Origin of the sequence: Microbacterium ginsengiterrae (assembly GCF_014205075.1) — a bacterium.
In the GTDB taxonomy this organism is placed as follows: Bacteria; Actinomycetota; Actinomycetes; order Actinomycetales; family Microbacteriaceae; genus Microbacterium; species Microbacterium ginsengiterrae.
The window spans coordinates 916,398-940,911 of sequence record NZ_JACHMU010000001.1; the positions used below are offsets into that span (position 1 = coordinate 916,398).

Sequence of the window (24,514 nt, forward strand, 5' to 3'; positions counted from 1 at the left end):
TCCTGAGGTCAGTCGTGAGGGATCGATCTCTCACGATCACGATCATTGCACATCGTTCGCAATCGACAAGAACGAAAAGCCCATGAGACTCCGCGCACGGCCCACCTCTCGCCGGGTATGACGACGCGCTGCAGGCCGGGGGTTGCCTGTTGCAGGCGGTCGGGTTATCGTGTGGATTCCGAGAGAACGATCTCTCACCGAGAGCATCCCGCTCTCTGCAATCGCATTCCCCGAAGAAGAGGAGCTGATGTGAACCGTCGCAAGATGGCCCTACCCGTGGCGCTGGTCGGCACGCTTGTCCTGGCGATATCCGGGTGCTCGTCCGGCGATTCCGGCGGAGGCTCCGGCGATCCGAACGCCGAGTTCGAGTTCTGGTCCTTCACGGGGATCGGGCAGAAGGACTCCGTGGATCGTTACCTCGAGAAGAACCCTGACGCGAAGGTGAAGCTCTCGGAAGTCGGCAGCACGACGGAGACCGCCACCGCCCTGACCGCCGCCCTCGCCGGTGGCCGCGTCCCTGATCTCGTCATGATCCAGACCGACGACCTCCCGAAGTTCGTCGAGAACCCGGGCAACTTCGTCGACCTCCGCACGCTCGGCGGAGACGACATCGCCGACGGATATCTCGACTGGGCGATCGGCGAGGCCACGGCCGAGGACGGCTCCATCATCGGCATCCCCACCGATGTCGGCGGGCTGAGCTTCGCCTACCGCGCCGATCTGTTCGAGGCGGCCGGGCTCCCCACCGACCCGGCCGAGGTGGCCGAGATGTGGTCGACGTGGGACGACTTCATCGAGATGGGCAAGAAGTACACCGAGGCCACCGGTGAGCCCTTCGTCGACAACGTCGAGACGACCGTGTTCTTCTCGACCGTGAACCAGGTCAGCCAGAAGTACTACTCGCCCGACGGCGAACTGATCTACGACACGAACCCCGAGGTCGAGGAAGCGTTCGACATCGCGGTGCGCGCGTACGACGCCGGCATCAGCGCAGGAATCGCCGCCTGGTCGTCCGGTTCCGCACCTGGGCGCGCGAACGGCGCCTTCGCGGTCACCACGGCCCCGTCCTGGATGCTGTCCGGCATCGAGAACGACGCACCGGACACCGCAGGCGACTGGCGCATCGCGTCGATCCCTGGTGTCGGCGGCAACTGGGGCGGCAGCGTCATCGCCATCCCTGCTCGCGCGAAGAACCCCGAGGCGGCCTGGCAGTACATCGACACCATGCTCTCCCCCGAGGGCCAGGTCGAGCACTTCGCCACGACCGGAACGTTCCCCGCAGCCAAGGCTGCGCTCGAGAGCGACGAGGTCCGCGAGTACACCAACCCGTTCTACGGGGACTCGCCCGTCGGCGCGATCATCAGTGACTCGGTGCTGGAGTTCAACTCCTTCCTCAACGGCCCGGACACCGGAGCGATCGGCGCGGCAATGCTCAACGTGCTCGTCGACATGGAGGCGGGGAACGTCTCCTCCTCCGACGCGTGGTCGAAGGCGCTGGACAGCGCCAAGGTCGCCATCAACGGCTGAGCCGATCCCATTCGCGGTGGCCCGGCGAGAGCCGGGCCACCGCCCCTGACCGAGGTAGAGGAAGATGACCGCCACCGCGACCGCCATCCCCGTCCAGAAAGTGTCCCGCCGCGATCGACCCCCGATCCGCCGGATACGCCAGTCCCTCCCCGAGCGCGCCGCACCGTACCTCTACATCGCGCCGTTCTTCGTGATCTTCGCGATCTTCGGACTGTTCCCCCTCCTGTTCACGTTCTACGTCGCCCTGTTCGACTGGAACCCGATCGGCGAGCAGACCTTCGTCGGGCTGGCCAACTTCGAGCGCCTCTTCCAGGACCAGAGGTTCTGGAACGCCTTCGTGAACACGTTCGGCATCTTCCTCATCTCCACGATCCCCCAGCTCCTGCTCGCGCTGGGCCTCGCGCACCTGCTGAACCACGCCGCGCTGAAGATGGCGAACTTCTTCCGCATGGCGCTGCTGATCCCGTACATCACCTCGGTCGCCGCCACGGCGCTGGTGTTCGCGCAGATCTTCGACAAGAACTTCGGACTCATCAACTGGGTGCTCGACCTGTTCGGCGCCCCCACCGTCAACTTCCTGTCGTCGCAGGTCGGGTCGTGGATCGTCATCTCGTCGATGGTGATGTGGCGCTGGTTCGGCTACAACACCCTGCTGTACCTCGCCGGGCTCCAGGCGATGCCTCGGGAGATGTACGAAGCGGCATCGGTCGACGGCGCCTCCAGCTGGCAGCAGTTCATCCACCTCACCATCCCGTCGCTGCGTCCGATCATCATCTTCACCGTGATCATGTCGACCATCGGCGGTCTGCAGATCTTCACCGAGCCGCTCCTGGTGGCACCGGAGTCCGGTCTCACCTGCGGTGGCGGACGGCAATGCCAGACCCTGGCGCTCTTCCTCTACGAACAGGGCTTCGGCCAATTCGAGTTCGGATACGGCTCGGCGATCGGCGTGGCGCTGTTCGTCATCGTCGTGGTCGTCTCGCTGATCAACTTCTTCCTCACCACCCGCACACGGAAGGCGCGCTGATGTCAGACGTCGTCGATCAGGCAGTCCCGCAAGCACCCCTGACCTCGCCATCGGAGCGGCCGCCGCGCCCCCGGCGCCGAAGTGCCGGCAGAGTGGGCCGCGTCCGCTGGCCGGTGTACGCGATGCTCATCGTCGCGGTGGTGGCGAGCGTCTTCCCGCTCTACTACATGTTCGTCATCGCCTCCGTCGGGGCGTCGGCGGCGACCTCCCGCCCGCCGCGTCTCTACCCCGGCTTCAACTTCTTCGAGCTCGCGGCGAAGGTGTTCGACACCGTTCCGTTCTTCCAATCGCTGCTCAACAGCGTGATCGTCTCGTTGACGATCGCCGTCATCGCGGCGATCCTGTGCGCTCTGGCGGGATACGCGTTCGCGAAGCTCGAGTTCCCCGGTCGCAACACGCTGTTCCTCATCGTGCTGCTCACCATGACGGTCCCCGCACAGCTGAGCGTCATCCCGCAGTACCTGATCATCTCGTGGCTCGACTGGGTCGACACGCTGCAGGCGATCATCGTGCCAGGGCTCGCGAGCGCGTTCGGGATCTTCTGGATGCGTCAGCACATGTCGACGACGCTGAGCGATGAGCTCATGCATGCGGCGCGCATCGACGGATGCAACAGTTGGCAGGTGTTCTGGCGGATCGGGTTCCCCGTCGTGCGTCCCGCGGCGTTCGTGCTCGGTCTCATCACGTTCACCAGCGTGTGGAACGACTTCATGTGGCCGTTCATCGTCCTGAAGTCGCCCGAACTGTTCACCGTGCAGATCGCACTGAAGCAGCTGCAGGCGAACCGGAGCATCGACCTCGCGCTGACCATGGGCGGCTCGTTCCTGGCGACACTTCCGCTGCTGATCGTGTTCTTCTTCGTCGGCCGGAGGATGGTCGCCGGGATCATGGACGGCGCGTTCAAGGGCTGAGCAGCCCCGACGACTCACACCCCGATCGTCCGCCTCACCCCGCAGCGGTGAGGCGGACGATCGCTGCGCGCTCCGGATGGAACGTCGGGAACTCCAGCCCGACGAGCCGCAGCACGGCGCCCGAGAAGGCCACCCCCGCGTCGTCATCCGCGTCGATTCCCGGGGCGTCGCGGATCCAGTCCGGGACCTGCCACGGCGGGCCGAGGGACTCCGGAGCACTCACGGTGACGCGATAGTCGCGCTTGTCGTCGAGGCCGGAGAATCGAACGCGGGCGCGGGTGTCGGCTGCCACCGGCGGGGTCACGATCGTGTACAGGGCGGCTGCGCCGTCTGCCGCCACGATTCCCCGCATGGCGGGGCCCGAGGGGTCGAGCTCTCCTCCACCCACCGGGCGCCCGTCCTGGATGAGCCGGCGGAAGCGGCGATGGACGGAGACCCACCACGCGAGCTGCTCCCGTTCGTCGGCGGCGAGGCTGCGGATGTCCCACTCGATGCCGAAGTGCCCGAGGAATGCGACAGCGCAGCGGTACGGCAGCGAATGCGTGCGTCCGGTGACGCTGGAGACCGCGGACGCCACGTGGGAGCCGAGCATCTCCGGCGGGACGAGGAGCCCTGTCCATCGGAGGATGTGGAACCGGTCGATCGGGTCGTGACTGTCCGACGGGTGGATCCGATCGGTGCGCTCGAGGATGCCGAGGTCGACGCGCCCGCCGCCGGAGGCGCAGCTCTCGATCTCGAGGTCGGGGTGACGCCGACGCAGCTCGTCGAGCATGCGGTACACGGCCGTGGTCTGCTCGTGGACGGCGGGGCGCCCCGTGCCGGGATGGCCCGCGTCGATGAGATCGCGGTTGTGATCCCACTTCAGGTAGGAGATCCCGACATCCCGGATGAGATCGTCGAGGGTCGCGAGGATGTGCGCGTAGGCCTCGGGGTTCGTCAGATCCAGCACCTGCTGGAATCGGAAGAGGGCGGGCAGCTCCGGCCGTGCACGCAGGATCCAGTCCGGATGCGCACGGGCGAGATCGGAGTCCTCGTTGATCATCTCCGGCTCGACCCAGAGGCCGAACTCCATACCGAGACCCCTGACGTGTTCGGCCAGCGGCCGCAGGCCGCCCGGCCAGGCGGCGGGGTCGGGAGTCCAGTCGCCGAGACCGGCACGGTCGTCGCGTCGGCCGCGGAACCATCCGTCATCGAGGACGAAGCGCTCCACCCCCAACTGCGATGCTTCCGTGGCCAGCGCGGAGATCGTCGCCTCGTCGTGGTCGAAGTAGACCGCCTCCCACACGTTCAGGGTGACAGGTCGCGGGCGGCGCGACGATCGCGACCGCGCACGGAGGAAGTCGTGGAAGCGATGGGATGCCGCGTCGAGCCCGACCCCATAGCTGCCGAACACCCATGGGGTGACGTACTCCTCACCGCTGCGCAGCCGCACCTCTCCGGGGAGGAGCAGTTCCCCGCCGCGAAAGGCCAGCGCCGAATCGGTGCGCTCGAGCGCGTGTTCGTGGTTGCCACTGAACCCGACGTGGCCAACCCACACCTCCCCGTCGTCGGACCCGAATCCCGGGGTACCGGCGGCGACCAGCATGGTGGCGTCGAGACCTGTGCGCCCCCGTCGCGATTCGCGCACGTGGAGACCGTGGACGATCGGATGCCGCTGGGGGATCCGCTCATGCGCCCAGCGCCCCGTGAAGTCCAGCGCCTCGTTCGCACGGACGGGAATCGGCAGCGACACGAGAACCGAGCCGACCTCCAGCGGCGCAGGAGACGACGACGCGTTACGGATCCTGGTGCGCGTCCTCAGAAGACCCGACGACTGGAGATCGATCTCCAGTTCCAGCTCGATCTCGGTGAACGCATCGTGTGCGAAGAACGTGACGGCCCCCGTATGTGTGCGAAGCTCACCGGCCGCCATCTCCGCCCCGTCGAGCGCGACCGCACGGATGGAGAAGCGTGGCGACCACGCCGCGCCGTCGCGCTGGACCTCGACGCCTGGTCGGCCGAACCAGCCCGCCGAGTGCTCGGGCAGCACGGAAGCACGGTAAGGGAGATCGGAAACGTCCTCCAGACCTGGTCTTTCCTCGGCGGCAGCGAACGCACGAAGCGTCTCGTCCTCCACAGGGAGCCGCACACCCCAGTGCAGGATGACGGGAAGTGAATCATCGTCCTGCACGATGATGACGGAGACGTCTTCCGAGACGAGATGGACGATCCTGGCTTCGTTCATACGCCCATTCTGGAGAAGGCGCCGCGCGAAAGATAGTCCAGAGATCGATCTCGCCCAGTCCCCGAGATATCGTTACCCGGCGGGCTCGAAGCGTGCTCGTGTCGAACCGCGGGCCACCAACTCGGTCGGCAGACGGATCACCTCGTCCGACATGTCCACCCCGGCGGCAGCCGATGCGAGCGTCCGGACTGCGGCGGCGGCCATCGCTCGGATCGGCTGCCGGATCGTCGTCAGCGACGGGTGCAGCCACCGCGCCCCTCGCACGTCGTCGAAGCCGATCACGAGCACGTCGCGCGGGATCGTCAGACCCGCCTCCGCGATGGCACGGTACGCGCCGGCCGCCATCTCGTCGGAGCACGCGAACAGACCGATGGGGCCTCGCCCCGGCAGCTCCGCCAGCGCCTTCGCGCATGCTCGCCACGCGCTCATCGCGCCCCAGTCCGCATCCGTGGCCACCCGGGGCGCCCCCGGCACCCGGTCCTCGAGCGCGGAGAGGAATCCTGCGACACGGGCCCTGCCGTACCGATAAGGGGGAGACCCGCCGATCACGATGAACCGTCGGACTCCGCGGTCGATGAGGTGCTCGGCCGCTGCCGCTCCGCCTGCGCGATCGGTGGTGCGCACACTGGGGAGAGGGATCGGCGATGCCACCGGCGGCTCGAGCAGCACCACGGGGATCCCGGCGTCGGTGAGGAGCGTGAGCTGCTCCGCCGATGGCACGAGAAGCCCGGCGACCACACCCGCGGTCCCGCGGGAACGGATGCGGTCCGGCCAGTCGTCGTCGGGCGAACCGCGCTCCGTGGTGAGGACGAGGTCATACCGCAGGTCGGCGGCGGCCGTGCGCGCACCCGCAGTCACCTCGTCCGTGTACGGATCGTGGAAATGGCCGAGCACGAGGTCGAACATCCGCGACGTCCCCCCGCGCGGCCGCCCCCGCGACTCCCCCGCCCACGAGTACCCGAGCGCACGCGCCGCCTCCCGCACCCGCTCCCGCGTGACGGCGGACATGTCGCCGCGACCGCGCAGGGCGCGCGAGGCCGTCGAGACGCTGACTCCGGCCTCATCGGCGACGCGCGCGAGCGTGATCCTCGCGGCTGTCGGCATGCCTCTATTTTTGCGCAAACTGCGAGACTTCTGCACTGGGCGGTGGCAGTGTTTCTCGCGATCACCCCCCACCTGTCAACGATGAGAGAGCGGATCAATGACGACGACGCTGCGTGTGGCCATCATCGGCACGGGCTTCATGGGGCGCATGCACGCCCACGCCTGGCGCACGGCCCCCAGATTCTTCGAGCTCGACCCGTCACCCGAGGTCGTCGTCCTCGCCGGAAGCGATGCCTCACGTGCCGCATCAGCGGCCACCGAGTTCGGCATCCCCTCGTCATCGGATGACTGGCGCGCGGTCATCGCCAGGGACGACATCGATGTCATCGACATCTGCACGCCAGGGCACACCCACACGGAGATCGCCCTCGCGGCCCTCGCGGCGGGCAAGCACGTCCTGTGCGAGAAGCCGCTCGCCAACAGCGCAGAGGACGCGGACCGGATGGCCGCCGCGGCCGAAGGCGCCGCCGCGGACGGCACCGTGGCGATGTGCGGGTTCAGCTACCGCCGGACGCCGGCACTGTCGCTGGCCAGGCGCCTCATCGAGGACGGTCGCATCGGCCGCATCCGGCACGTGCGCGCGCAGTACCTGCAGGATTGGCTGAGCGACGAGGATGCTCCGTACACCTGGCGCCTGGACCGGGAGCTGGCCGGCTCCGGCGCGCTGGGCGACATCGGCGCGCACAGCATCGACACGGCCCAGTGGCTCGCCGGCAGCCTCATCACCGGCGTCTCGGCGACGACGCGGACCTTCGTGGAGACGCGCCCGCGCATGGACGAGCGCGTGGGCCTCGGAGGCCGGGGCGACACCGCAGCGCCACGCGAGCGCGTCACCGTCGATGACGCCGCCGCGTTCACCGCCGCCTTCGCGGACGGGGCCCTGGGTGTCTTCGAGGCGACGAGGATGGCCTCCGGTCACCGCAATGCCAACCGCATCGAGATCAACGGGGACCGCGGGTCCATCGCCTTCGACTTCTCGTTCATGAACGAGCTGCAGTTCCACGACGCCCTCGCCCCCTCCGGCGAACAGGGATTCCGTCGCATCGACGCCACCGAGCCGGAGCATCCGTACGCGGGAGCGTGGTGGCCGCCGGGTCACGGCCTCGGGTACGAACACCTCTTCACGCACCAGGTCGTCGACTTCGTCCGCGCGATCGCCGGCGGCGGCGACGCGCACCCGAGCTTCGCCGAGGCGGCACAGGTGCAGCACGTGTTGGAAGCGATCGAGCGCAGCGCCGCCGATGAGAGCAGATTCACCGCAGTGGAAGGAGCAGGCTCATGACCGCACGCAACGCACTGGTCGTGCGAGGGGGGTGGGAAGGTCACCGCCCCGTCGAGGCGACGGAGATGTTCATCCCGTTCCTCGAGCAGGAGGGATTCCGGGTTCGCGTCGAGGAGTCCAACGAGATCTACGCGGACGAGTCCGTCATGGCGGACATCGACCTCATCGTGCAATCGGTGACCATGTCGCAGATCTCCGCCGAGGCGTTCGCCGGGCTGCGCCGCGCGGTCGAGCGCGGCACGGGCCTGGCCGGGTGGCACGGCGGGATCGCCGACTCCTACCGGAACAACTCCGACTACCTCCAGCTCATCGGAGGACAATTCGCCACGCATCCGTCGAAGCATCCCGATCAGTGCACGGGAGACGAATCCGACAACTACCTCTGCTACACCGTCGACCTCACCGATCTCGGTCGCGAGCACGAGATCACCGCAGGGCTGGAGGACTTCACCCTCCGCACCGAGCAGTACTGGGTACTCACGGACGATCTCAACGATGTCCTGGCGACGACCACCCACCCTGTCCAGCCGTACCACCCGTGGCACCGACCGATCACCACGCCGGCGATCTGGACGCGCAACTGGGGCCAGGGCCGCATCTTCGTCGCCACGCCGGGGCACAGCCTCGTCGTCCTGCGCGATGCGAATGTCCGCACCATCATCGAGAGAGGAATGCTGTGGGCGAGCCGCACGGTATCGGAATAGTAGGACTCGGAGTCATCTCCGCGCAGTACCTGGAGACGCTGGGATCGCACCCGGGGATCAGGATCGCCGCTGCCGCGGATCTCGACGCATCGCGCGCGGCAGCCGTGGCGGAGAGATTCGAAGGATGCCGTGCCCTCAGCGTCGCCGACCTCGCCGCGGATCCCGCCGTCGAGACGGTGCTGAATCTGACCATCCCCGCTGCGCACGCCGAGGTCGCGCACATCGCGCTCGATGCCGGCAAGAACGTGTTCGGCGAGAAGCCGCTCGCACCGAACGTGTCCGAGGCACGCGGCATCCTCGACGCGGCAGGCTCGTCCTGGGTGGGCTGCGCCCCTGACACGGTCCTCGGCACCGGCGTCCAGACCGCACGCGCGGCGGTCGACGACGGCGAGATCGGCCGCCCCGTCGCGGCCGTGGCGACCTGGATCTCCCCTGGCCACGAGGCCTGGCACCCGCACCCGGACTTCTACTACCGGGAGGGCGGCGGCCCTCTGCTGGACATGGGGCCGTACTACCTCACGACGCTGTTCCACCTGCTCGGCCCGGTCGCCCGCGTCTCCGGCGCGTCCTCCCGCCCGCGGAGCATGCGCCGCATCGGATCGGGCCCGCGCGCCGGCGAGGAAATCCCGGTGGAGGTCGACACGCACGTCACGGGGACACTCGAGCACGTCGGGGGCGCGGTGTCCACCGTCACCTTCAGCTTCGACGGTGCCGCGACGGATGCCGCGCCGATCGAGGTCCACGGTGAGACGGGCACGCTGTCCCTCCCCGACCCGAACATGTTCGACGGGACGGTCCGCCTGCGTCGTCCGGGCGGCGGCGAGTGGACATCGCTGGAGGACCGCGCCGGCTACGCGCAGGCCGGCCGAGGCATCGGTCTGCTCGACTCGCTCGTGCCCGGCGGTCGCCGCACCGACGGCGCGATCGCCCTGCACGTGCTCGAGATCATGACGTCGCTGCTGACCTCGGCCCGTGAGGGGCGGCGCATCGAACTCACGACCACGGCCGAGCGTCCTGCGCTCGTCCCCCTGACCCCTCAGCAGCAATGGAGCAGCCGATGACCTCCTCAGCCCGCGCGATCATCGACCTCGATGTGACCGGCCACACCATCAACCGCCACATCTACGGACACTTCGCCGAGCACCTCGGACGATGCATCTACGACGGCTTCTGGGTCGGCGAGGACTCGCCGATCCCGAACGAGCGCGGCATCCGGCTCGACATCGTCGAGGCGCTGCGCGCTCTCGACATTCCCAACCTCCGCTGGCCGGGCGGATGCTTCGCCGACACCTACCACTGGCGCGACGGCATCGGGCCGCGCGAGGACCGCCCGCAGATCGCGAACACGAACTGGGGCGATGTCGTGGAGAACAACCACTTCGGCACCCACGAGTTCATGGACCTGTGCGACATGCTCGGGGCGGATGCGTACGTCAACGGCAATGTCGGCAGCGGCACCGTGCAGGAGATGTCCGAGTGGGTGGAGTACCTCACCCGCGGGGACGACAGCCCGATGGCACGACTGCGCCGTCAGAACGGGCGGGATGAACCGTGGCGCGTGCCGTTCTGGGGCATCGGCAACGAGGCGTGGGGATGCGGCGGCAACATGTCCGCCGAGTACTACGCCGAGGAGGCCCGCCGCTATGCGACGTTCTGTCACAACCACGGCGACAACAGGCTCACGCGCATCGCGGCCGGCGCCCACGAGGACGATCTCGACTGGACGCGCGTGCTCATGAAGACGCTCACGGAGTGCCACGGCTGCACGCTCTACGGGAACCTGCCCTATCAGGCGGTGTCGTTCCACTACTACACGCACTCCGGATCGGGCATCAACACCGAGGACGCGCTGCCCTTCAGCGACGATCAGTACTACCGGACCATGGCCTACGCGGCCGACATGGATCGGGTCATCCGCGGTCACATCGCCGTGATGGACTCCTACGATCCCACCGGACGCGTCGGACTGGTGTGCGATGAGTGGGGCACGTGGTGGAACGTCGAGGAGGGCACCAACCCCGGCTTCCTGTTCCAGCAGAACACCGTCAGGGATGCGCTGGTCGCCGGCATCCATTTCGACATCTTCCACCGGTACGAGCGTCTGACGATGGCGAACATCGCTCAGACCGTCAACGTCCTGCAGGCGATGGTCCTCACCGACGGTGACCGCATGGTGCTGACGCCGACGTATCACGTGTTCGAGATGAACAAGGGGCATCAGGATGCGCGGCGACTCGTGTCCCACCTCGTCGAGGCCCCGTCGACCACTGTCGAGGGCACGCCGCTCGACCTCGTCTCATTGTCGGCATCGACGAAGGACGACTCCGCGCTCATCTCGGTGTCGCACCTGTCGGCCGACGCCGACTGCACGGTGACGGTCGACCTGCGGGGCCGCAGGGCGGACGTCCGACGGGCGCGCGTGCTCACCGGCGGGAGCGCAGCCGACTTCAACGATGTCGACGCACCGGATCGCGTGTCGCCTCAGCCTCTCGAGGCGCGCGTGGAGGACGGCATCCTCACCGTCGTCGTCCCGCCGCACTCGTTCTCGACGATCGAGCTCGACCTGGTCTGATGCGGGTGCTTCCCGATCACCTGATGCGGGTGCTTCCCGATCACCTGTTCCGGGTGATCGGGAAGTACACCGCGTACTGCTCGTCGGTGACCTCGTGGAGCGGGCGGAATCGGATGCTGCGCGGCTGACCGACGGTGCGGTATCGCGAGCGCCACTGCGACCAGTGCCGCTCGTCGTCCGCTCGCAGCAGGTCCTGCGCCGATGCGGTCTCGCCGCGCAGGGCGATCTCGTGGTCGACCAGCCCCGCCAGGACCACCGGTCCTTCCAGGAAGGCGACGGTGTCCGGCTCGTCCGGGATCGGCACCGTCCGCAGTTCCCACGGGAGGGCGATGTCGATGCGTCGCTCTCCTCCGCCGTCGTGCGCCATGACGAGCGCGCCGCCTTCGATCTCGCTCGGAAGCGCGCCGGAGGTCATCGGCGCGGCGGAGCACCACTCCGGGATGCGGACGCGGATGCGCCGCGGCGTCGCCGAGGAGACGGTCAGCCGGATCCGCAGAGCGGACGGCCGATGCAGGTCGCCAGCCGGTCCCGCGTTCGAATCCGGTCCGACGTAGGCGGCGTCGTCGATCGGGGTGACGCGCACGTCGACCTGCTCGTCGCCGATCATCAGTCGACCGCGGGCGGCGATGAACTGGGCGATCGTCACGGTGCCGTCATCGCCGGAGTAGAAGGAGAGCCCGGCGTGACGGGTGTGCGCCTGGACGAGTGTGCCGTGGCAGCACCAGAAGTCCTCGGTGGGGGTACCCCACTGCTTCCGCTCCCCCGCCGCCAGCGGCAGGAAGTACGCGACCATGCCGGTGCGCGGATCCTGCTGGGCGAGGATGCCGTTGTACAGGTTCCGCTCGATGTAGTCGGCGTAGGTGAGATCTCCGGTCCACCGGAGGAGGACGTCGGCGAGACGGATCATGTTGTACACCGCGCAGTGCTCCTGCGTCTTGTCGCCCCGACGTGCGGCGAAGGCGAACGGCGGCGTCCAGATCTCCCCCGAGGTCTGCCCTCCCGTGCAGAAGGTGCCGCGCCTGGTGACGGCCCAGTCCCAATACGCCTCGACGATCCGGCGCCATCGGGTCTCGCCGGTGACCTCGTACGCGCGTGCCGCCCCGAGTGCCTCGGGGATGGTGGTGTTCGCGTGCATGTTCGTGAGCACGTCGCGTCCGTCGAGGAGCCCCTCGAACAGCGATCGCCGGTAATAGCGGTCCAGCAGCTCCTCGTACACCGGGTCACCGGTCGCCTCGAGGAGGTCCGCCCAGACCTCCAGCATCCCGCCCGTCTCGACCTCGAGGATCCGCTGGAACGCCTCATCGTCGAAGCGGCGCACCCACCGCAGGAGTGCCTGCGACGCCTGCGTGGCCATCACGAGGGCGCGCTCATCGCCGAGGTCGCGGTGGACGTCCACCAGCCCCATCAGCGTCTTGTGCATGTTGTACTGCGGCGCCCAGACGGCCAGGCCGTCCTCGAGACGGCGGAGGAAGGACGGTGGGATCGCCCACACCCACTCGCCGCCGTTCTCGCGCTGGCAGCGTTCGAGCCCGTCGAGCACGATGTCGAGCTTGGCCCGAAGGGCGGCATCGCCTGTCACCGCGATCTCGCGGGCGGCGGCGGACATCCAATGACCGAGGAAGTGCCCGCGCAGCTGCGCGCCGGGCGTCTCCCACCCCCAGTGCCTCTCGAGCCCTCGTGCAGCGGAGCTGTCCTTCGACGGCTGAAGGTGCCAGTCCTGGCTGCCGATGCCGGCCTCGAGGTAGTGGTTCTGAAGGAGGGCGTCCTCGCGCAGTGACATCAGATACTCGCGGTTGCGTCGCCGGCGGTCGTCGAACAGCCCTCGCTCGAGCTGTGCGGCGTCCAGCGGGAAGGGGGTGAGTGTCATGCCTGCTCCTCGGTGAGCGATCGGGGGTCGGAGGCGGTGCGGTTCACCGTCGGCGTCCAGTCGGCGATGGTGCGGCGTTCCTCGTCGCCTTCGGCCGCGCTCAGTGCGGCGGCGAGCGCGGCAGCGAACACGTCATCGAGCAGAACCCGACGTCCGCTCTCCGCCGATGCGACGGCGGCCTCGACCATCGCGAGGCTGCGGATGTTGCTGTCGATCTCGCCGGAGGGTCGCTGACCGCCCTCGAGCGCCACGACGAACTCGTCCAGAGCGGCATCCAGTCCTTCGAGCCCCGCGTCCAGAGCGAGGGCCACGGGCTCTCCCTCCCTGTCCTGGGTGCGCACACCCGCCTCACCGTCCCAGTCGGCCGAGCCGTGCGCGGCCGAACCGCGCCATGATCCGTTCCAGGACGTGGTGAGCCCGTCGGCGCACCAACTGCCCGAGTACGAGAAGCGTGCGCCGCCCTCGAACTGGAACACGGCCTCGGCGGCGGCACCTCCGTCGTACCAGCTCCAGGACGGGTGGAACTCCTCGCAGTAGACCGACACCGGCTCGCGGTCCAACAGGAAGCGCGCCTGGTCGAAGCTGTGGATGGCCATGTCGACGAGGAGCGGATGCGGCATCCGATCACGGAACCCGCCGAACCGAGGGTTCTGGAAGAAGACGGTGCCGAGCTGCTCCGCACCGCCGGCATCCGCCAGGGCGCGACGGAACGCGCGGATGCCGCGGGAATGGCGACGCGACTGGCTCGTGGCGACGAGGACACCTGCGGCGCGGCTGAGTGCCGCCAGACGGATCGCCTCCGACACCGTGGGCGTGATCGGCTTCTCGCTGAGCACGGGAACCCCCGCCCGCACGGCGGCAGCGCTCACGGCGAAGTGCGCCTCGGGGATCGTGACGTTGAGGAGCATGTCCGCCGACGCGGCGTTCAGGGCGTCATCGACCGAGGTGAAGGTCGGCGCGTCCCACGACCGCTCATCCACGGCGGTGCGCGCGGCCCCGTCGGCCACATCGACGACGGCGGCGATCCGCAGATCGGCGCGCCGGTCGACGGCATCCAGCCAGGCCCGCCCCATCCCGCCGGCGCCGACGAGCAGGACATCGCGGACTCGGGTGCCGCTCACAGCGGCGTCCCGTCCCATTCGCGCGGGGTGTGGAAGTCGCCCGTCTCGTGCATCGCGATCCGCGGAGAGGTGCGGGGGCGATCCTGATGCGCCCAGCGGACGGCGTTGGCGAGCACCAGCTGGATGCTCGGGTCGTGATAGACCGGGTAGTCCTGGTCCCCCGGCGAGAAGTAGAAGATCCGCCCGTGGCCGCGCGAGAAGGTCATCCCGGATCGGAAGACCTCGCCGCCGGTGAAGCCCGATACGAAGACGAGGTCGTCCGGTGTGGGGACGTCGAAGAACTCGCCGTACATCTCCTGCGCCGGCAGCACGATCGGCTGAGGGACGCCCTGGGCGATGGGGTGCGTCGGCGCCACCGTCCACACGAGTTCACGGTCGTCCCCCTGCCGCCAGCGCAACGAGCACGTCGTGCCCATCAGGGCGATGAAGATCTTCGAGAAGTGCGCGGAGTGCAGGGCGATGAGTCCCATGCCCCCGAGAACGTGGCGGTGCACGCGGGCGACGACCTCGTCATCGACGTCGTCGTGACGCATGTGCCCCCACCACAGCAGCACATCCGTCCGCTGCAGTCGCTCCTCGGTCAGCCCGTGCTCGGCGTCGTCGAACGTCGCCGTCTCGACGACGTCCGCGTCGCCCAGGTGCTGCCGGAGCGCAGCGGCGATCGTGCCGTGCATGGTGTCGGGATAGATCCGCTGCGGGACCGCGTCGACCTTTTCGTGATGGTTCTCGCCCCACACGAGCACGCGCACCGGGTCCGTCATCTCGTCTCCTCCGTCATCGTCGTGATCTCCAGCAACCGCGCGGCCGGCTCGTCCGGAAGCGTGAGCGTGATCAGCCCGTCGTCCGCCTCCCAGACGATATCGGCGGGCAGGCTCGTGGGGTAGAGGCAACGCACCGAGATCCGCGCCCCCGCATGCGCCGGCAGTGGGATGCGGACGGTCGTCGGTCCGCCGCGTCGCCACACGGACACGTACGCACGCTCCCCCGCGTCCAATCCGAGAGCGACCGTGTCGTCACGCCACCCTGGAAGGCCGATGGGCCAGAACGGTGTCGCTCGGGGGAGATCGCCGCGGATGCGCCCGTACAGGTCGATCGCCTCGCGCACGAGGCTGGTCTGCGCCGGCTCGAGCAGGTCGAGTCGACCGCCGAGGTGGATGCGCCCGAGCAGGCTGTTGACCATCGTGAACGCGATGCGCTCGTCGCTCCAGGTGCGGTCGGGGTACGCCCACACCGCGCCCTGCTCCGGGGTCACCGCGGTGGGGGCGGCCGCGGCGATCGCGGCGTAGAGCAGCGGGTCCTGATTGTCGCTCGTCGACTGGAGGGGAAGCAGCGACAGCAGGGCGTAGTCCATCCGCTGCGCGCCGGCCGCGCAGTTCTCGATGACGAGGTCGGGATGCCGGTCCAGCACACCGGCCAGCCAGTCCAGGTGTGCACGGTTGTGACCGAGCTGGCCGTCGCCGGGGCTGTCCGCGGCGACATCAGTGCCCTGAGTGATGTCGACGTTGTCGTCGAATTTCAGATACCCCACGCCGTAGTCGGCGACGAGCCGGTCCACCATGCCGTCGAGACGTGCCCGTACCGCCGGGTGACGGAGGTCGAGGCGGTAGCGGCCGGACTCGATCACACGGGCGCCGTCGCGTTGGAAGAAGGCATCATCGGGGAGTTCCGTCGCGCCGATGCTGGCGACGCCCATCGCCTCCGGCTCCACCCAGAGGCCGGGGACCATCCCTCTGCGGCGGATGTGGGCGGTGACCTCGGCCAGCCCGCCGGGGAACCTGCGAGGCGACTCCTCCCAGTCGCCCAGTGCCTCCCACCATCGCCCCTCTTCGGCGTGCCATCCGGCGTCGATGCAGAAGTACTCGGCTCCGGCGTCCGCCGCGGCGTCGATGAGGGGAAGGAGCCTCTCGGTCGTCGGGTCCCCCATCAGACCGTTCATGAAGTCGTTGAAGATGACGGGCAGACGCTCGTTGTCCTTGTGCGGTCGCCGGATCCGCCTGCGGTACTCGGTCATCGCGGCGAACGCGGCATCGTCGCCGACGCCGACGGCGATCGCCGCAGGCACACTCTCGAAACGGGCGCCGACGCCGAGCCGCCGCGTCCACGCGTGCGCCTGATCGGTGGGTCCGGTGGCGATGACGTACAGAGCTCCGCCCCAATCGCCGACCTCCCACCGCCAACCGCCGTTGTTCTCGACCTGCCACAGCAGAGACCGCGAACCGTCGACGGCGCTGAGCATGCCCATGGGGAGATGCCCTCCGGTCGACCAGCTGCCGCGGGCGGTCAGCGAGAAGGATGCACGGGTCCCCTGATACCCCCATTGGGCGAGCCCGACGTCGTCGAGGCCGAGGTCACCCGGGGCATGGTGCTGCCACATCGCCTCGCGGAACCAGCTGTTGTGCGCCGTCGCGATCGTCTGCTCGTCCCACCATGCCGACCCCGGCGCGGTCAGGCCCCCCAGCGCGAAGGTCGACAGCAGCTGCACGTCGGCGGGGCGATCACCGTCGTTGACGACCTCGCTCTGCCAGCGCACGACGGGCAGATCGCTCCAGCTCGTCAGGCGGCTGGTGACCGTGAGCGCCGTCTCCGGATCCCGCATCGTGATCGCGAGGATGCTGCGCCCACCACTATCGGTCTCCTCGTGTGACACGTAGCGCATGCGACGGCTCAGCCCGCTGCCCATGAACCGTTCAGAGGATTGGAGGTCGTTGCCCTCCCCCGCGACACGCACCTCGGCGAGCGGGAGCGCCGCGCCACCGGCATCCGACACCGGGGCGCCGGCAGCCCCCACATGGGTGATCGCCGGTGGGCCGTCGTCGAGGCGCACGACGACCTCGACGGCGCCGGGCTGCCATCTGATCGGTTCGGTCACGGGTGTCTCCTGTCGCTCGCTCACGCAGGCTGAGCAGCCGCCGCGCAGGCTCAAGGGCTCTCAACGTAGCGGTGGTGGTCACGGTGAGCGCGTTATCCGTTCGGGTGTCGCACTTTCATCGGATGAATCGGATGCACGCCCCTCGGTTGTAATTACAGGTTGCGATCCGAGAGAATGGGATGAACCCCGATCGAGGAGCCCCATGACCGACCGTCTCGCCCGCGCACGCACCACCGGCGTCCTCGCCGTCCTGCGCGCCCCCTCCCCCGAACTCGCCCTCGAGACCGCAGAGGCGATCATCCGCGGAGGTGTGACAGGCATCGAGGTCACCTACTCCACCCCTGACGCCCCGGCCGTCATCAAAGAGCTCATCGCCCGTCACGGTGATGCCGCCTACGTCGGCGCCGGCACCGTCACCACGGTGGAGCAGGCGAGCGCCGCCCGCGACGCGGGGGCCGAGTTCCTCGTCAGCCCCGGGACCCTTCCCGACCTCACGCGCGCGATGCTCGACACCGGCGCGGTGGTCATGACCGGCGCGATGACCCCGACCGAGGTCATGAGCGCGCTCGCGCTCGGCGTCGACGTCGTGAAGATCTTCCCGGCGTCCCTCGGCGGGCCGTCGTACCTCGGCGCGCTGCGCGGACCGTTCCCCGATGCGCCCCTCATGCCCACCGGCGGCGTGAAGCCGGACAATCTGGCCGACTGGTTCGCTGCGGGTTCCGTCGCGGTCGGCGCGGGTGGCGACCTCGCCAACTCCGCCTCGATCGCCGCCGAGGACTGGGACGACATCACCGCTCGCGCCGCACGCTTCGCCTCCGCACTGTCGGCCGTACGCTCATAGTGTGATCGATCTGCCGCTGTGGGCGTGGGGCGTCCTCGCCCTCGCGGCGGTGACGATCGGTCTGGCCAAGACCGCGATCCCCGGCGGCGGCATCCTGCCCGTCGCCCTGTTCGCGTCGGTGCTTCCTGCGCGCACCTCGACGGCGGCGCTGCTGCTCCTCCTCATCGTGGGCGACATGTTCGCGCTCATCGCATACCGCCGACACGCCCACTGGCCGAGCCTGCTCCGGCTCGCTCCCGCGGTGCTGATCGGCCTGCTCGCCGGGTTCGCGTTCCTGGCGATCGGCGATGACGCGGTCGTCAGGCGCGCGATCGGCGTGATCCTTCTGGCGATGATCGCCGTGACGCTGTGGCGCAGACACCGACAGGCACGCACGGGAGCGCCCGCCGTGGCGAACGGGATGATCGCGGCATCCGGCTATGGCGCGCTCGCCGGCTTCACGACCATGGTCGCGAACGCCGCCGGCCCCGTCATGTCGATGTACTTCCTCGCCATGCGCACCCCGGTGCAGGTCTTCCTCGGCACCTCGGCGTGGTTCTTCGCGATCGTGAACGTGTTCAAGGTGCCGTTCCTCGCCGGCATCGGCCTCTTCGACGGCCCCGTGCTCCTGATGGACGCCGCGCTCGTGCCCCTCGTCGTAGTCGGCGCGTTCGCCGGACTGCGCCTCGCTCGGCGCATGAAGCAGCAGGTCTTCGACCGCATCGTGATCGGGCTGACCATCGTCGGCGCGGTGTACCTGTTGTTCTGACGTCGGCGGCGTCGTCCGGTGTCAGCTCGCGCGCGAACCTCAGTCCAGGAAGATGTCCGGAAACAGTCGATCGTCCGGAGTGCCGGGCACGGCCGCGTAGCCGGAGAAGTCCGTGACGCCGTCCGCCTCCAGCACGTCCTCGACGATCAGGCTCTGCCCGGTGTACTCGGCCGCCGGCTTCGTGAGGACGGAGTACGCGGCATCCGCATAGATGTCCGCGGTGCGGCTCGCGGCCATCACCTTGTCACCGCCGAGGAGGTTCTGCACGGCGGCGGTCGCGATCGTCGTGCGCGGCCAGAGGGTGTTGGCGGCGATGCCGTCGCCGGCGAACTCGGCCGCGAGGCCCAGCGTGACCATGGTCATGCCGAACTTCGCCAGCGAGTAGCCCGTGTGCGCGCCGAGCCACTTGGGCGTCGGGTTGAGCGGCGGCGACAGCGACAGGATGTGCGGGTTCGTGGAGTTGCGCAGCTGCGGGATCGCCGCGCGCGACAGCATGAACGTGCCGCGGACGTTGACGTCCTGCATGAGGTCGTACTTCTTCGCGCTGAGATTCAGCGAGCGCGAGAGATCGATGACGCTGGCGTTGTTGATGACGATGTCGATGCCGCCGAATTCGCCCTGCGTGGTGATGACCGCCTCGGTGATGTCGTCGTCGTCGCGCACGTCTCCGACGAGCGGAAGCGCGTTCCCCCCGGCAGCCCTGATCTGCTCGGCCGCGGTGTGGACGGTGCCCTCCAGCTTCGGGTGCGGCGTGTCGGTCTTGGCGAGCATGGCGATGTTCGCCCCGTCGCGCGCGGCCCGGAGTGCGATCGCCAGGCCGATGCCCCGGCTCCCGCCGGACATCAGGATGGTCTTACCCGCGAGTGAAGTCATACGTGCTCCTTGCTTGTCGTCGGTATCTGCGCCGGGCGGCCGGTCACTTCGGCGCCATGCGGATGGCGCCGTCGAGGCGGATGGTCTCTCCGTTGAGGTAACCGTTCGAGACGATGTGCTCGACGAGGGACGCGTACTCCGCCGGCGTCCCGAGTCGTGCCGGGTAGGGCACCTGCTGGCCGAGCGACGCCTGCGCCGCCTCGGGAAGTCCCGCGAGCATCGGCGTCTCCATGATTCCCGGTGCGATCGTGCAGACGCGGATGCCGTGACGGGCGAGTTCCCGCGCCACCGGCAGTGTCATCGCATGAACGCCGCCCTTGGACGCCGAGTACGCCGGCTGCCCGATCTGACCGTCGAACGCGGCGACGGATGCGGTGTTCACGATGACGCCGCGGTCGCCGGACTCCGTCGGCTCGCTCTGGGCCATGATCGCGGATGCCTGCGAGATGACATTGAAGGTGCCGACGAGGTTGATGCGCACGACGCGCTCGAAATCGGCCAGGACCGCGGGCTTGCCGTCGCGATCGAGGACCTTCGCCGGCGGAGCGATGCCGGCACAGTTGACGACCACGCGCAGCGGCGACTTCTCGTTCGCGAGAACGGCGGCGCCGGCGGCATCCTCGGGGCTCGTGACATCGCCGGGGAAGAACTCCCCGCCGAGTTCGGCGGCCATCTCGGCGCCGTCGGAGGACGGCAGATCGAGCAACGTGACGTGCGCTCCGGCGGCGGCGAGCGCACGGGCGGTCGCGAGGCCGAGCCCTGAAGCGCCTCCGGTGATGAGCGCACCGGCTCCCTGGATCTGCATGAGTTCTCCTTCGAACAGTCTTGCAACTGGGTTTCAGCATATGCGGTTCTCAGTGTCACCACTGGCGGCGGACCGGCCGAGGGGTGTTGGCTGAAGCCATGGAACTGCGTCGCAAGCGAGCCTACGACACGGCCGATCCGTCCGACGGGTTCCGCGTGCTCGTCGATCGACTCTGGCCGCGTGGCGTGTCGAAGGACCGCGCAGCGATCGATCTGTGGGCCAAGGACGTCGCGCCGAGCCCTGACCTGCGGAAGGCCTGGCACGCGGCATCCGACGCCGAATGGGAGACGTACGCCGACCGATACCGCGCCGAACTCGCCGGCGAGACGGCGACCGCCGTGTCCGAACTCGCGCGAGAGATCGCGCAGCACGGGGTCGTCACGCTCGTGTATGCCGCGCACGACGAACGCCGCAACCACGCCGTCGTGCTCGAAGACGCCCTGCGGGAGCTGCGGTGATCATCCCCGGCCCGGTGACCCGCCGGGCACAACTCCGGAGATTCTTCGCGAATCCCCGTGACTTCGGCCTGGCTTACGCCGCTCGGGGCAGTTTCTCCGGAGTTGTGACCAGGGCGGAAGGACGACCGTGACCATTCCCGCCCTCGATGTCGTCGTCCCGGATCGAGTCCGGCGCCTGGCCGGCGGCGCGCGGCTCACGCCGGTGTGGGAGAACGGGATCGGCGGGCTGACCTTCCGCACCGACGACGGCCGCTACATCAAGTGGGGTCCGCACGACCTCGAGGCGAACATGCGTGACGAGGCGGAACGCATGCGATGGGCCGCTCGATGGCTGCGCGTGCCGGAGGTCATCGACCAGGGTCAGGATGCCGCGCACGAGTGGCTCGTCACCGCCGCCATCGACGCGGAGAGCGCCGTCGCCCCTCGCTGGGCCGCTGAGCCGGAGGTCGCCGTGCGGGCGATCGGCACAGGGCTCCGGATGCTTCACGACACCCTCCCCGTCACCGAGTGCCCGTGGGAGTGGTCCGTGGCGGGGCGGCTCGAACGGGCGGCCGCCCGCGGCATCCGCCTTCCGGAGGCGCTGCGCACCCCGCCGCCCATCGATCTGCTCGTCGTCTGCCATGGCGACGCATGCGCTCCCAACACCCTGATCGACGCGCACGGCGCCGTCGCCGGACACGTCGATCTTGCCGCGCTCGGCACCGGCGACCGCTGGGCGGACATCGCCGTGGCGGCGATGAGCACGACCTGGAACTACGGGGCGGGGTGGGAGGATGCGCTGGTCGAGGCGTACGGAGTCCCGCCCGACCGCGAGCGCATGACGTACTACCGCGACCTCTGGAATGCGACCTGACATGGCCCACCCCCTGATGTTCGACTCCGACGACCCGCTTCTCGCGCGGGTCCGCTCGATCGCGCTCGCTCTTCCCGGCGCCGGCGAGAAGATCAGCCATGGGCGGCCGGCCTTCTTCACGCAGAAGGTGTTCTGCTACTTCGGCGGGTCGGTGCGCGCCGACGGCGAATGGATCCCGCACGACGCGGCGGTCATGGTACGGCCCGACCCGGACGACGAGCCGGCGCTGCGCCAGGATGCCCGCTTCTGGATTCCGGCGTACCTCGGCCCCTCCGGCTGGCTGGGCATCGACCTCGACGACAGCACCGACTGGCAGGAGATCGCCGAGCTCATCGACGCCTCCTACCGCGTGACCGCTCCGCGCAGACTCATCGCCGACCTGTGAGACACCACCCCGGCCTCGAGACACCACGCGCCATGTGATGTCTCACGGTGCGGATGGTGTCTCGACGCGCGAACCGAGCGCAGCGCGGTCAGGTCCAGACGAAGCGGAACGTGCCGACGAGGACCGCCGCCGTCAGGGCGAGCGCCATGATCGCGACGGCGCCGAGGAGCGCGACGGCATCCCGGCCGTGCAGGCGCGAGGGCCGCGACCAGGTGCGAGGGATGCCGGAGCCGAAGCCGCGCGCCTCCATCGCCAGCGCGAGCCGCGTCCCCCGGCGCACCGCGAACACGAGCAGCACGAACGCCATGGAGAAGAATCGCCTGATCACCCCCTTGTCGCCCACCCCGCGCGCACGACGGGCCAGGCCCATGGTGCGCCAATCGTCGAGGAACAGTCCGAGCATGCGCGTGCCGGCGAGGATGCCGAGGACGAAGCGGCTGGGCAGCTTGGCGACCTGGGCGAGAGCATCGGCGAGCTCGGTGGGGTCGGTGCCACCGAACAGGAGGATGGTCGGCAGACCGAGCGCGACCACCCGCAGCCCCACCGCGATCGCGAGGGAGATCGAGTCGTCGCTGATCGTGGCGAAGCCGAAACTCCAGTAGATGCGCCCGGCGGGCTCGGCGTAGAGGAGCATGCTGAGCCCCGCGACGGGGGCGAAGATGACGATCGGCAGCAACCGGCGCAGCACGGTCGACAGGCGCAGTCCGGTCAACGGCAGACACAGCAGCTGCAGCCCGATCGCGACGAGTCCGCTCACGACGTCGATGGACGCGAACAGCGGGACGGACAGCAGTAGGGCGAGCACGAGCTTCGTGACGGGGTTGACCCCGTCGAGCCATGCGCGGTTCCCGACCTGCACGCTCCCCGTCTGCACCGCGGTCATGCCCGCACCTCCTGCGGCGCGAGGGCGATGCGATGCCCGCCGAGGTGGTGGACGACGCCCTCATCGTGCGTCACGGCGACCACGGAGGTGCCCGCCGCGATCTGCTCCTGCAGCAGCCCGACGAGCTCGGCCCACCCTCGCCGATCCTGACCGAATGTCGGCTCGTCGAGCACGATCACCTCGGGGGATGCGGCAAGGACGGTCGCGACGGACAGGCGCCGCTTCTGCCCGCCCGACAGCGTGAACGGGTTCGCCATCGCCAGCGGCGCGAGGTGCAGTCGCTCCAACAGGCCGTCGACGACCTCGGCCGTCCTGGTCGGCGACCATCCGAGCGCCTTGGGTCCGACGGCGAGTTCGTCTCGCAGGGTCTGCGTGAGGAACTGATGCTCCGGTTCCTGGAAGACCGTGCCGATTCGCGTGAGCAGCTCGCGCGACGTCCACCGGATCGGGCGCCGTCCGCCGCGACCGGCCATGTCCGGCGCCGCCTCGACGACACCCGCATGCTCGGGGATGAGCCCGGCGAGAGTGAGGGCGAGGGTGGACTTGCCCGCGCCGTTGGGTCCGGTGATCACGGTTGCCACCCCGCGCGGCACCTGCACATCAAGGCCCGCCTGCACGACCGTCCGCGCACTGCGCGCGATCGCCAGGGGGGATGCCGCGAGCACCGGCTCATCCGTCGCCGCCGCGGGCAGCGCGGGCAGATCGACATCCAGCCCCGGCACCCAGACGCCGGCGTCGGCGAGCGTCTGCCCGTGCTCGGCGAACACCCGATCGGGTGCGCCGTCGGCGAGCAGACCGCCGTCGGCGCCGAGCACGATCACGCGGGTCATGAGATCCACCCATACCGACGTCCGATGCTCCACGACGATGAGCGTGGCCCCGTCAGCGGTCACCGCTCGCTCGACGCTCGCCCGCACCTCGGCGACGCCCTCGGGGTCGAGGTTCGCGGTCGGTTCGTCCAGGAGCAGGAGCCCTGGCCGCATGGCGAGGACGCCGGCGAGGACGAGGCGCTGCTTCTGCCCGCCGGAGAGCTCCTTGGTGGGCCGGTGCAGCGGGACGTCGAGGCCGACGGCATCCATCGCCGATGCGACGCGCGTCGGGATCTCGGATGCCGGGATCCCGAGATTCTCGCATCCGAAGGCGACGTCGTCGCCCACCTTGGACAGCACGACCCCGGCTTCCGGATCCTGCATCACGAGCCCTGTGCGACCTCGACGCGACTCCGGCGCTGCACCGTCCACGGACAGCGACCCGGTGCGCTCCCCTTCGTCGGCGTCGCCGAGGACGCCGGCGAGCCCGGCGAGCAGCGTCGACTTGCCGGCACCGGAGGCGCCGAGGAGAAGGACCCGCTCACCGGGTTCGACGGTGAAGGTGACGTCGCGGACCGCGGGGCGCTTGCGGCCCGCGTACCGCCAGCCCCAGCCCGCCACCTGCACTCGGGCCGGGGCGGCAGCGGACAT

Annotated in this window: 22 protein-coding genes; 12 read left to right on the forward strand and 10 right to left on the reverse strand. The window is 69.2% G+C overall.

The annotated features are described in order from the left end of the window. The first annotated feature begins 249 nt into the window (after positions 1-249). From HD600_RS04570 to HD600_RS04580, 3 genes are all read left to right on the forward strand, one after another. Positions 250-1,527 carry an ABC transporter substrate-binding protein gene (locus tag HD600_RS04570; protein WP_184281820.1) on the forward strand — a complete coding sequence of 426 codons (1,278 nt, stop codon included), beginning with the start codon at positions 250-252 and terminating at the stop codon, positions 1,525-1,527. 64 nt (positions 1,528-1,591) lie between these two features. Further along, positions 1,592-2,554 (forward strand): carbohydrate ABC transporter permease, encoded by a 963-nt coding sequence (locus tag HD600_RS04575; RefSeq protein WP_144793218.1) that lies wholly within the window; start codon positions 1,592-1,594, stop codon positions 2,552-2,554. Then, the gene (locus HD600_RS04580; RefSeq protein WP_144793221.1) at positions 2,554-3,465 is read left to right on the forward strand and encodes a carbohydrate ABC transporter permease; all 912 of its coding nucleotides are present in this window, start codon (positions 2,554-2,556) and stop codon (positions 3,463-3,465) included. The genes HD600_RS04575 and HD600_RS04580 overlap by 1 nt, the downstream gene beginning before the upstream one ends. A gap of 34 nt (positions 3,466-3,499) precedes the next feature. Here HD600_RS04580 and HD600_RS04585 read toward each other — a convergent pair whose 3' ends face one another. After that, positions 3,500-5,689, reverse strand: a complete 2,190-nt coding sequence (locus tag HD600_RS04585) for an alpha-galactosidase (RefSeq protein ID WP_184281822.1) — start codon at positions 5,687-5,689, stop codon at positions 3,500-3,502. Between the two features lie 72 nt (positions 5,690-5,761). Continuing rightward, complete coding sequence (locus HD600_RS04590) at positions 5,762-6,793, reverse strand: LacI family DNA-binding transcriptional regulator (protein WP_184281824.1); 1,032 nt, start codon at positions 6,791-6,793, stop codon at positions 5,762-5,764. 97 nt (positions 6,794-6,890) lie between these two features. Here HD600_RS04590 and HD600_RS04595 point away from each other — a divergent pair, with 97 nt between their 5' ends. Genes HD600_RS04595 through HD600_RS04610 form a run of 4 tightly spaced genes read left to right on the forward strand, consistent with a single transcriptional unit; the run spans position 6,891 to position 11,351 of the window. Then, positions 6,891-8,075 (forward strand): Gfo/Idh/MocA family protein, encoded by a 1,185-nt coding sequence (locus HD600_RS04595; RefSeq protein WP_184281825.1) that lies wholly within the window; start codon positions 6,891-6,893, stop codon positions 8,073-8,075. Then, complete coding sequence (locus tag HD600_RS04600) at positions 8,072-8,779, forward strand: ThuA domain-containing protein (protein ID WP_184281828.1); 708 nt, start codon at positions 8,072-8,074, stop codon at positions 8,777-8,779. Before HD600_RS04595 ends, HD600_RS04600 begins: the two co-directional genes overlap by 4 nt. After that, positions 8,752-9,840 carry a Gfo/Idh/MocA family protein gene (locus HD600_RS04605; RefSeq protein WP_184281830.1) on the forward strand — a complete coding sequence of 363 codons (1,089 nt, stop codon included), beginning with the start codon at positions 8,752-8,754 and terminating at the stop codon, positions 9,838-9,840. The genes HD600_RS04600 and HD600_RS04605 overlap by 28 nt, the downstream gene beginning before the upstream one ends. Next, positions 9,837-11,351 carry an alpha-N-arabinofuranosidase gene (locus HD600_RS04610; protein WP_184281832.1) on the forward strand — a complete coding sequence of 505 codons (1,515 nt, stop codon included), beginning with the start codon at positions 9,837-9,839 and terminating at the stop codon, positions 11,349-11,351. The genes HD600_RS04605 and HD600_RS04610 overlap by 4 nt, the downstream gene beginning before the upstream one ends. Positions 11,352-11,391: 40 nt before the next feature. Here the strand turns inward: HD600_RS04610 and HD600_RS04615 are convergent, their stop codons facing one another. The 4 genes from HD600_RS04615 to HD600_RS15145 are packed head-to-tail and all read right to left on the reverse strand — an operon-like array spanning position 11,392 to position 17,208. Further along, positions 11,392-13,218, reverse strand: coding sequence for a beta-L-arabinofuranosidase domain-containing protein (locus tag HD600_RS04615; RefSeq protein ID WP_184281834.1), 1,827 nt, complete (start codon positions 13,216-13,218; stop codon positions 11,392-11,394). Then, positions 13,215-14,339 carry a Gfo/Idh/MocA family oxidoreductase gene (locus HD600_RS04620; protein WP_184281836.1) on the reverse strand — a complete coding sequence of 375 codons (1,125 nt, stop codon included), beginning with the start codon at positions 14,337-14,339 and terminating at the stop codon, positions 13,215-13,217. Before HD600_RS04620 ends, HD600_RS04615 begins: the two co-directional genes overlap by 4 nt. Beyond that, positions 14,336-15,100, reverse strand: a complete 765-nt coding sequence (locus tag HD600_RS04625; RefSeq protein ID WP_184281838.1) for a ThuA domain-containing protein — start codon at positions 15,098-15,100, stop codon at positions 14,336-14,338. Before HD600_RS04625 ends, HD600_RS04620 begins: the two co-directional genes overlap by 4 nt. Further along, on the reverse strand, positions 15,097-17,208 hold the full coding sequence (locus tag HD600_RS15145; protein ID WP_184281840.1) for an alpha-galactosidase: 2,112 nt from the start codon (positions 17,206-17,208) through the stop codon (positions 15,097-15,099). Before HD600_RS15145 ends, HD600_RS04625 begins: the two co-directional genes overlap by 4 nt. A gap of 202 nt (positions 17,209-17,410) precedes the next feature. Between HD600_RS15145 and HD600_RS04635 the strand changes: the two genes are divergently transcribed. Both HD600_RS04635 and HD600_RS04640 read left to right on the forward strand, forming a co-directional pair. After that, positions 17,411-18,049, forward strand: a complete 639-nt coding sequence (locus HD600_RS04635; protein ID WP_184281842.1) for a bifunctional 4-hydroxy-2-oxoglutarate aldolase/2-dehydro-3-deoxy-phosphogluconate aldolase — start codon at positions 17,411-17,413, stop codon at positions 18,047-18,049. Between the two features lies 1 nt (position 18,050). After that, positions 18,051-18,797: a TSUP family transporter gene (locus HD600_RS04640; protein WP_184281844.1), complete on the forward strand. Its 747-nt coding sequence runs from the start codon at positions 18,051-18,053 to the stop codon at positions 18,795-18,797. Between the two features lie 39 nt (positions 18,798-18,836). On the opposite strand, the gene HD600_RS04645 is transcribed toward HD600_RS04640, so the two are convergent. Continuing rightward, the gene (locus HD600_RS04645) at positions 18,837-19,670 is read right to left on the reverse strand and encodes an SDR family oxidoreductase (protein ID WP_184281846.1); all 834 of its coding nucleotides are present in this window, start codon (positions 19,668-19,670) and stop codon (positions 18,837-18,839) included. A gap of 43 nt (positions 19,671-19,713) precedes the next feature. Further along, on the reverse strand, positions 19,714-20,475 hold the full coding sequence (locus HD600_RS04650; RefSeq protein ID WP_184281848.1) for an SDR family NAD(P)-dependent oxidoreductase: 762 nt from the start codon (positions 20,473-20,475) through the stop codon (positions 19,714-19,716). A 98-nt stretch (positions 20,476-20,573) separates the two neighbouring features. On the opposite strand from HD600_RS04650, the gene HD600_RS04655 reads away from it, so the two are divergent. The 3 genes from HD600_RS04655 to HD600_RS04665 all read left to right on the forward strand — a co-directional run bounded on the left by HD600_RS04655 (position 20,574) and on the right by HD600_RS04665 (position 22,171). Beyond that, the gene (locus tag HD600_RS04655; RefSeq protein ID WP_184281850.1) at positions 20,574-20,933 is read left to right on the forward strand and encodes a DUF488 domain-containing protein; all 360 of its coding nucleotides are present in this window, start codon (positions 20,574-20,576) and stop codon (positions 20,931-20,933) included. A gap of 127 nt (positions 20,934-21,060) precedes the next feature. Beyond that, positions 21,061-21,786: a phosphotransferase gene (locus HD600_RS04660; RefSeq protein WP_184281852.1), complete on the forward strand. Its 726-nt coding sequence runs from the start codon at positions 21,061-21,063 to the stop codon at positions 21,784-21,786. 1 nt (position 21,787) lies between these two features. Continuing rightward, entirely contained in the window at positions 21,788-22,171 is a 384-nt protein-coding gene (locus HD600_RS04665) for an MmcQ/YjbR family DNA-binding protein (protein WP_184281854.1), read from the forward strand. Positions 22,172-22,259: 88 nt separating this feature from the next. Here the strand turns inward: HD600_RS04665 and HD600_RS04670 are convergent, their stop codons facing one another. Next, positions 22,260-23,054, reverse strand: coding sequence for an energy-coupling factor transporter transmembrane component T family protein (locus HD600_RS04670; RefSeq protein ID WP_184281856.1), 795 nt, complete (start codon positions 23,052-23,054; stop codon positions 22,260-22,262). Continuing rightward, the gene (locus HD600_RS04675; protein WP_184281858.1) at positions 23,051-24,514 is read right to left on the reverse strand and encodes an ABC transporter ATP-binding protein; all 1,464 of its coding nucleotides are present in this window, start codon (positions 24,512-24,514) and stop codon (positions 23,051-23,053) included. The genes HD600_RS04670 and HD600_RS04675 overlap by 4 nt, the downstream gene beginning before the upstream one ends.